The organism is Deinococcota bacterium (assembly GCA_030858465.1).
In the GTDB taxonomy this organism is placed as follows: domain Bacteria; phylum Deinococcota; class Deinococci; order Deinococcales; family Trueperaceae; genus JALZLY01.
Window position 1 is genome coordinate 1 of the sequence record JALZLY010000236.1, and the last position, 8341, is coordinate 8341.

At 66.4% G+C, this 8341-nt stretch carries 7 protein-coding genes; 5 read left to right on the forward strand and 2 right to left on the reverse strand.

The annotated features are described in order from the left end of the window. Positions 1 to 716 (forward strand): MFS transporter (locus M3498_11905; GenBank protein MDQ3459989.1); only part of this gene is annotated, 716 nt, incomplete at its 5' end. Here the strand turns inward: M3498_11905 and M3498_11910 are convergent. Next, entirely contained in the window at positions 713 to 2092 is a 1380-nt protein-coding gene (locus M3498_11910; protein MDQ3459990.1) for a serine hydrolase, read from the reverse strand. The two genes, M3498_11905 and M3498_11910, sit on opposite strands and share 4 nt — an antisense overlap. Positions 2093 to 2213: 121 nt before the next feature. Here M3498_11910 and M3498_11915 point away from each other — a divergent pair, with 121 nt between their 5' ends. The 4 genes from M3498_11915 (at position 2214) to M3498_11930 (ending at position 6851) form a co-directional block, all read left to right on the forward strand. Further along, entirely contained in the window at positions 2214 to 2759 is a 546-nt protein-coding gene (locus M3498_11915) for a Uma2 family endonuclease (protein ID MDQ3459991.1), read from the forward strand. Between the two features lie 254 nt (positions 2760 to 3013). Continuing rightward, positions 3014 to 3892 (forward strand): hypothetical protein, encoded by an 879-nt coding sequence (locus tag M3498_11920; protein ID MDQ3459992.1) that lies wholly within the window; start codon positions 3014 to 3016, stop codon positions 3890 to 3892. 197 nt (positions 3893 to 4089) lie between these two features. Next, positions 4090 to 5502, forward strand: coding sequence for a TldD/PmbA family protein (locus tag M3498_11925; protein ID MDQ3459993.1), 1413 nt, complete (start codon positions 4090 to 4092; stop codon positions 5500 to 5502). Continuing rightward, complete coding sequence (locus M3498_11930) at positions 5499 to 6851, forward strand: TldD/PmbA family protein (GenBank protein MDQ3459994.1); 1353 nt, start codon at positions 5499 to 5501, stop codon at positions 6849 to 6851. The genes M3498_11925 and M3498_11930 overlap by 4 nt, the downstream gene beginning before the upstream one ends. Before the next feature lie 75 nt (positions 6852 to 6926). Here M3498_11930 and M3498_11935 read toward each other — a convergent pair. Continuing rightward, positions 6927 to 8341, reverse strand: a 1415-nt coding sequence (locus M3498_11935; protein MDQ3459995.1) for a fibronectin type III domain-containing protein, incomplete at its 5' end; no start/stop codon positions are given.

Sequence of the window (8341 nt, forward strand, 5' to 3'; positions counted from 1 at the left end):
CCGCCGTCTTGCTCTTCATCGCCGGGGTGATCGTCTGGCTGGGAGTCCAGGAGACCTTCACGCCCAAGACCCGAGAGGAGCGAAAGGGCTTTGTGCTCGAGTGGCGGCAGGTGCTCGCCACGCCCGGTGTGGGCATCACCTTCACCGTCCGCTTCGCGGCCTGGCTGGGCCGGCTCATGCTCGTGCCGATCCTCCCGCTCTTTATCGCGGCGCTGTTGGTGGGTTCGGAGCGGGTGGGCACCCTCACCGGGCTCACCATCGGCCTAGCGGGCGCCGCCGGCACCCTGAGCGCTATCTACCTTGGCCGCCTCGGCGACACCGTAGGCCACAAGCGCATCCTCGCGGGCTGCACCCTGGCCGCGGCGCTCTGTTACCTGCCGCAGGCCTTTGTCGCCAGCGTCTGGCAACTGCTCGCCCTCCAGGCGCTGGCCGGGGCGGCCGTCGGCGGCATCCTGCCGTCTTTGAGCGCGCTCTTAAACCACTACACCAGGCCCGGCGAGGCGGGCGCCGTCTTCGGCCTCGACAACTCGGTGGTGGCCGGCGCCAGAGCCGTAGCGCCGCTGTTGGGCGCGAGCGCGGCCTTGCTCTTCGGCTTGCGCAGCACCTTCGCCTTCGCTAGCGCCATGTTTTTCCTGACCACCCTGCTCATCCTCTGGAAGCTGCCGGACCTGAGAGCCAAGCCGGCGGACAAGGTCACCAAGGCGACCGGCGACTAGCTGCGCCGCAGCTTGTAACGTTCAAAGACGAGCTCGACGCCGTTCTCCCGACGGCGAAAAGCGACCGCCAGGCGACGGCCACCGGCAAAGGTGACGAAGCTGGGCGCCGACTCGTCCAGCTCCTCGGGGACCAGGATGACGGTCTGCGGCTGGGCGCGGTCGTGGAGCTCGAGCTCGAGAAAGTCCCCCCGCCGCCTCACCGTCGCCTGGAGCGTGCCCTTGTAGGTCCGGTAGTGGCCGGTGAGAGGCTCGAGCGCGCGCTCCACTTGCATGAAGGGGAGCTCGCCGGGCTCCTCGCCCAGCATCATGGCCAGGGCTACCTCGGCCATCTGGGCGAGCGGATAGCCGCTGCCGTTCGCCAAGAGCGCCACGCCCAGCCCCCTCCGCGGCATGAAGGCCAGGTGAGCCGTCGCCACCAGGACGCTGCCGCCGTGGCCGATGAGCGTCTCGCCATAGAAGTCGGGGTCTATGTGCAAACCGTAGCCGTAGTGAAGTGCGGCTCTGGGCGCGGCCGTCTCGCCGAAGAGGTCGGGGGCGGTGCGGTAGGGCATGGGCAGCCGGGGTGTCGTCATCGCCTCGAGCGAGGCCGCCGCCACGACGCCCTTGCCGCCCTCCAGAAACATCGTCAGGTAGTGGCTCAAGTCCAGCACGTTGGAGATGAGGCCGCCTTCGCTGCGGATCGTCCGGTAGAGGTAGCGCCCCGGCTCGGGCCGGCCATCCTGGGGCAGGAGGTAGGGCACGGCCACGTCCGCGTCCCTCTCGACCTCGTCACGTGCGAAGAGGCTGCGCGTCATGCCGAGCGGCAAGAGGATCTCGTCTCTGATGTAGGCGCCGTAGGGCCGGCCGGAGACCTTTTGAATGACGGCGCCCAGCATGGCGTAGCCTTCGTTCGAGTAGAACCAGCCTTGGCCCGGCGCCGTCTCCACCCAACTCTCGGCCTCCGCCATAAAGGTGAGGATGTCCTCGGGGCCGGCCAGCGGCAGGGCCCGGCCACCGCTGCCGTGGGCGTGGCGGATGACCGCCTCGGAGTAGGCCAGCGCCGGGATGCCCAGGCTGTGGGTCAAGAGGTGCTCGAGCCTGACCGTCTCCCCCAGCGGCTTTATCTCGAAGGGCAAAAAGCGCGCGACCGGATCCTGGAGGTCGAGCAGGCCGCGCTCGGCCAGTTGCAAGACCGCCAAGGCGGTCACCGACTTGGTCACGCTGCCGACGCTGTAGAGCGTCTCCGGCGTGGCGGGCAGCCCCCGCTCGAGGTCGCGCTGGCCGAAGCCCCGGCTATAGACGACTTCGCCGCCCTCGACCAGGGCCAGGCTGAGGCCGGGCAGGCGGCTTTCGGTCATCTTGTCGAAGATGAAGCTCTCGAGCCCTTTGATGTTCATCCGTCTCTCCTTCCGATGTCGCCCGCGCATTTCATCCGGGGCGCATCTGCTACAATCAGCTTAAAGCAGACCGGCAGCCCAAAGCAGACCGGCTCGTCCGCAGCGCAGGAGAGGAGGCCCCGTGTCCCTGGCCATCAAAAGAGAACCCTTCAGCTACCGCGACCTGACGAATTTTCCCGAGGACGGGAAACGGCGCGAGCTCATCGGGGGAGAACTCTACGTGACCGCAGCGCCCAATACCCGCCATCAACGCCTCGTCGGCGAGCTTCACGGCCTCATCTGGGTCCATTTGCGGGACAATCCCGTCGGCACCGTCTTTATAGCGCCGACCGAGGTCGTCTTCGACGAACACGAGAGCGTGCAGCCCGACGTGCTCCTTGTCGCCGCCGAGGGCAGGGCGCGCATTGCCGAGCAGAGGGTCGTGGGGCCGCCCGACTGGGTGATCGAGGTGCTCTCGCCGTCCACCCGCGACTACGACCTCGAGACCAAGCGCAAGCTCTACGCGCGCTATGGCGTGGTGTATTGGGTGCTCGACCCCGAAGCGCAAGAGCTTCTGAGCTGGGACGCGGAGGGGTTCAGGGTCTATCAGCCGGGAGATGAGGCGCGGGTGTCGGTGTTGCCGGCGTTTCGCCTCGAGGTCGCGGCGCTCTTTGATAGGTCGTCTTGAAAGGTCCTCCGGCCAAATGCGGGGAGCCGCTCAAGCGGCAATCCCAACTACCTCGGGTAGGGCTCGAGACCTATGGTAAGGCTCATGGTAAGGCTCAGCCTGAATCGACCTGGAACAGTTTAGCCTAGACTCTAGTCTTTAGCGCCTCACCGCTTTAGATTGCGGGGTGAAGTCACCGAAGTCCAGCCCGGCCTTCTCGACATCTTAGTGCAGAATCATAGAAGTTAGTGCAGAATCATAGAAGGAGAATGACCATGCAAAAGCCTAGATCCCTCAGTCGCTCGCTCCAACTGCTCCTCGTCAGCCTGGTGTTTGGAGCCCTGGTCGTAGCCTGCGGCCCACAAGAACCCGCCCAGCCGACGACGACGGAGCCGGCCCCCACGACCACCGCGCCCGCGGATCCCGCGGTTACTGACCCTGCGGTGACCGATCCCGCCGTCACCGATCCGGCCACACCCGCAGCCCCCCCGGCCACCGACCCGGTAGCGCCCACCGACCCGGCGACTACGCCGGCGGACCCCGCTACCACACCGCCTACCCAGCAGGCGGAGCCGACCACCCCCACCGCCACGCCGATCGCGCCCGCCACCACGCCTACGGAGGAGGAGCCCGAGGAAGAGCCCGAAGAGGTGACTCCGGAGGAAGAGACGGAAACCGAGGAAACCGAACCCACGGAACCTGAGGAGACCGAAACCGAGGAAACCGAGACGGAAGAGACCGAAACCGAGGAAACCGAGACGGCCGCCGCTCCGGCTGAAGAGGGCGAGGTTACCATCACGCTCGATAACGTCGGCGACGATGCTTGGGTCCTGACCTCGGCCGAGGGTGAAACCGTGGCCGAAGAGGGTCAGGAGAACCCGACCCTTACGCTCAGCGTCGGGACGCGCTACCGCATCGTCAACGAGGGCGGTGCCGAGCACCCGCTCGACTTCCGCGCCGAGGACAACACCTTCTTGCTTGCCCAGGGCAACATAGAAGGTGAGTTCGAGGACGACCAAGAGGTCAACTGGCAAGACGACGTAGGCGAGGTCAGCTTCACCCTGACCCAGGAACTCGCCGACCAGTTGGCGGTCTACTACTGCACCGTCCACCCCGACATGAGGGGCGATATCGAGATAGCAGGCGCGAACTGAGCCGGCCCCTTTCCTAGCCGTATCGAGAACGCCGGTGCTACAGCACCGGCGTTCTCTTTTTCTCTGGGCTCTTTTTCTCTGGGCTCTCTCACCGGGTGCCTGGTCCCCGGTGTACTCGGCCTCTTCGAAAACAAACGCCGGCGGCTTGGTAGACTATTGGTAGGCTACAGCTACCGAGACAGATAAAGGAGGTAAGGATGCTGGATAGGGACATGGTGACGGAGGCGCTCAACACCGCGCGGAGCGGCGGCGCCGACTGGGCGGACCTCTTTATGGAGGATACGGTGACCACCTCGCTGCGGCTCCTGAACGGCGAGGTCAAGGACGCGGGCAGCGGCAACGAATACGGCGCGGGCATCCGCGCGCTCTATGGCAGCAAGGTCGTCTACGCCTATACCAACGACGTGTCGAGGGAGGGCCTGCACAAGGTCGCCGAGGCGGTCGCCAGAGCCCGAGGCCGCGCCGGCGTCACCGACGCGCGCGGCGCGGGTGGCCTGGATCTGCGCGAAAGGCTGGATCTGCGCGAAAGGGACGTGAAGCGGCTCTGGACGGTGCGCGCGCACCCACTGGAGACGGCGAAAAGGGCCAAACTCGAGGTCGCGCAGCGCGCCCACGCCGCGGCGGCGGGCCAGGGTCTGGTCAAGACCGTCGATGTGCGCTACGCCGATTACGCGCAGCGGCTGCTGATTGCCAACACGGGCGGCGACTGGGCGGAGGACGAGCGGGTCAGGTCGCGCCTTTTCGTCACCGCCATCGCCGAGGACGGCGGCGAGCGCGCCACCGGCTCGAGTGGACCGGGCGCGGGCCTGGGGCTCGAGTTCTTCGAGGACGACACCCCGGAGCGGGCGGGTCGTGAGGCCGCCCGCATCGCAAGCGCCATGGTCAAGGCGGGCTACGCCCCCGCCAAGACCATGCCGGTAGTCATCGGCAACGCCTTTGGCGGGGTCATCTTCCACGAGGCCTGCGGGCACATTCTTGAAACCACCGCCGTCGCCAAAAAGGCCAGCGTCTTTGAAGGCAAGCTGGGCCAGCCGATCGCCAACCCGGTGGTCTCGGCGGTCGACGACGGCACCATCCCCGGCGCCTGGGGCTCCTTGAACATCGACGACGAGGGCACGAGCAGCGAGCGCACCCTGCTCATCGACAAGGGCATCTTGACCTCTTACCTGGTGGACCACGTCGGCGCCTTGCAGACGGGTTACCGCCGCACCGGCTCGGGCCGCCGCCAGGACTACACCTTCGCGCCCGCTTCGCGGATGCGCAACACCTTCATCCTGGCGGGCGAGAGTACCCCCGAGGCGCTCATCAGGGACGTCTCCTTTGGCCTCTACGCCAAGACGATGGGCGGCGGCTCGGTCACGCCCGGCACCGGCGACTACAACTTCACGGTCAACGAGGGCTACATGATCAGAAACGGTATGGTCGCCGAGCCGGTGCGAGGCGCGGCCCTGGTCGGCAACGGCGCCGCCGACTTGAAGAACATCGTCGCGGTGGCCGGCGACTTGGAGCGCGCCCAGGGCATGTGCGGCTCGGTCTCGGGCAGCATCCCGACCGACGTGGGCCAGCCGCACATCTTAGTCAGCCAGATCACCGTGGGAGGCCGCGCATGAATGATCGCGGAACCCTCGCCGAGGCGAGGGGCTACCTGCTGGCAAAGGCCGCGGAACGAGGGGCGAAGCTCGAGGTCTTCGCCCAGCGAGGCACCAGCACCTCGGCCAAGGCCTATGGCGGCGAGGTGGACGAGTTCAAACTCGCCGACAAGGTCGGCCTCGGCCTGCGCGCCCTGGTCGGCGGCTCCTGGGGCTACGCCTATACTGAAAACCTCTCGGAGAGGGCGCTCGAGCGGGCTCTTGCGAGCGCGCTCGAGAACGCCGAACTCACCCAGCCCGAGGCGCACGCCGTCCTCGGCGCCTGGCCGGAAGGTCCGCACATCGGCGACCTCTACGGCGAAGGGCTCTCCGGCGTCAGCGTGGACCGCAAGGTGGGGGTGGCCCTGGAACTCGAAAGGGCCGCCAGGGAGGCCGACCCGCGTGTCAGAACCGTGCCCTATGCGGTCTACCAGGACGGCGACAGCGAGGTCGCCGTCGCCAACAGCGAAGGCCTTGACCGCGCCTACCGGGCCAACTACGCCGTTCACTACCTCGCCCCGCTGGTCAGCGAGAACGGCCAGAACAAGATGAAGAGCGACTGGCAGTTCAGCCGCGAGTTCGAGCAGCTCGACCCCACCCGCACCGCCCTCAGCGCGGTCGAGCGCTCGACCGCGCTCCTGGGCGGCCGGAGCGCGCCCAGCGGCCACTACCGGGCCGTCATCGAGCGCGAGTGCATGGCGGACTTTGTGGCGACCTTCGCGGGCATGTTCAGCGCCAAGATGGTCCAGGAGGGCAAGAGCCCGCTCGAGGGCAGGTTGGGCGAGGCCATCGGCAGCCCGCTCGTCACGCTGGTCGACGACGCCACCCTGAAGGGGGGCATGGCGTCCAGGCCCTTCGACGCCGAGGGCTACCCCTCGAGCCGGCTCGTCCTCATCGAGGCGGGCGCGCTCAAGGCCTTTATGCACAACACCGAGACCGCCGCCAAGGACGGCGTAGCGTCCACCGGCCACGCCGCGCGCGGCTCCTACAAGAGCACGGTCGGCATGGCGCCCAGCAACCTCTTCATGGAACCCGGCGAGGGCGACCTGGACATGCTCCTGGCCAGCTTGGGCGACGGCCTCCTGCTCACCGGCGTCCAGGGTCAGCACGCCGGGGCCAACCCCGTCACCGGCGACTTCAGCCTCCAGGCCGAGGGTTTTTGGATAGAGGAGGGCAAGCGGGCCCATCCGCTCGAGGTCTTCACCGTGGCCGGCAACATCTTGGACCTGCTGGGGAGCGTCGAGGCCGTGGCGGGCGACCTCAAGTTTTCGCTAGGCGGCTCGGGGGCGCCGAGCGTGCGGGTGAAGGAGCTGGCGATCGGCGGCAAGTAGGAGCACGACAAACAGGAGCACGCGGAAAAGAAGGGCGGAGTTCTCTCCGCCCTTCATGGCACAGGTTTGCTGAAGCTATTCGGTGACGGTGACCGAAAAGGGCGCGTTGAAAATGGCGTTATTCGAATCACCCTGGTTAATGCTGTTGTTCCCGGAAGGCGTGGAGTTGGGGTTGGGAGCAATGTCGCCCGCGCCGTAGTGGTCCCCACCAAAGATGCCAGCGTAGAAGTTGAGCGTCGTATTGGGGCGGCTGCTGTAGCCGAGCGTCGTCCAGGGAATGGCGAACTCGGTTGTGAACGCCGGGAAGCTTCCTGCCGTGGCCTTTTCAAAGGCGCTACCGGAAACCGAGGTTACACTGTTCGATGCGCCTACTTGCCAGAACTGAGCCGAACCGCCTTCATACTGCGCCAAAAAGAAGTTGACAGGCGTGGCGAAATCCGCCCGGCGCGGCCAGGCGTTGAACTGACGTGGCGTCGTGCTGCCGCCTGAGCCGCTATCCATGTAGATGATCGCCGAATTGCCCCAGGTGCGGTAGCGATAGCCGAGATAGAGGTAAGCGTCGTCCCAATCCACCAGCAACTCTTGGAAGTCGTTGTCACCGCCCCACAAGCTCGTCCCTGAGCTCGAGAGTATCGCTTTGGGTGTCCAGCCTGAAAGATCACCGTCAATCCTGTACTTCGTGGTCGCGGTAAGCGTGAAGTCGATGCCTGCGTCACCCGCGCTCACGTTCCTGGGGCCGTCTTGGCCATAGCCGGGCGCGCTCGCCGTCAAGGTGGTGCTCGTCCCGCTTGGCAGGGGCAGGTAATAGGAGCCGTCGTGGAAGGTGAGGGCGTAGTAATAGCGAGCCTCCAATGTCGAGTTCACCGTGGCGCCTTTGAGCCCGCTGCCGCCGGAGCGCACCGTTCCGGTGACCACCGCGCTGGGTACGCCGACGGTGATGAAGTCGTAGACGCCGCTGTACGTCATCTCACTCTTGTCGATAAAGAGCCTGCGGTCGGGCTGGTTATCACCTTCATACCCCGAGTTCTTGGCGTTAGTAGCGGCGTTGCCGAACTTGAAGGCGATCTCGCGCAGGAGAGGCAGCTCGAGCTCGAGCTCCCAAATACCCTGCTCGCCGGTCGCGGTCATGGGATGACGAATTTCGCTGCCGGTATCGAAGCGGCGCAGTTGCAAGGTGCCCGCGCCCTGCGAGCGCGCGTCGACGGTGAAGGTCACTGTGGCGGTGTTATCGGCGCTCGGCGTGGCGCTGACCGTAGGCGCGTCGACCGACTCTCGGCCCGCACCGTCAACGGTGACCACTTTGAAGTCATAGAACGTGCTGTTGCTTAGGTTTTGGACGGTGTAGGAGGTTTGTGATGCCGGTAGCGGCGCGAAGTTGAGCTGGCTGAAGTCGCCCTCGCCCCCCGCGCGGCTGTAGACACGGGCGCCCGTTACGTCCGTGTCATCCGCGGCCGTCCAGCTCAACCTCACCGCGCCATCACCGGCCAGGG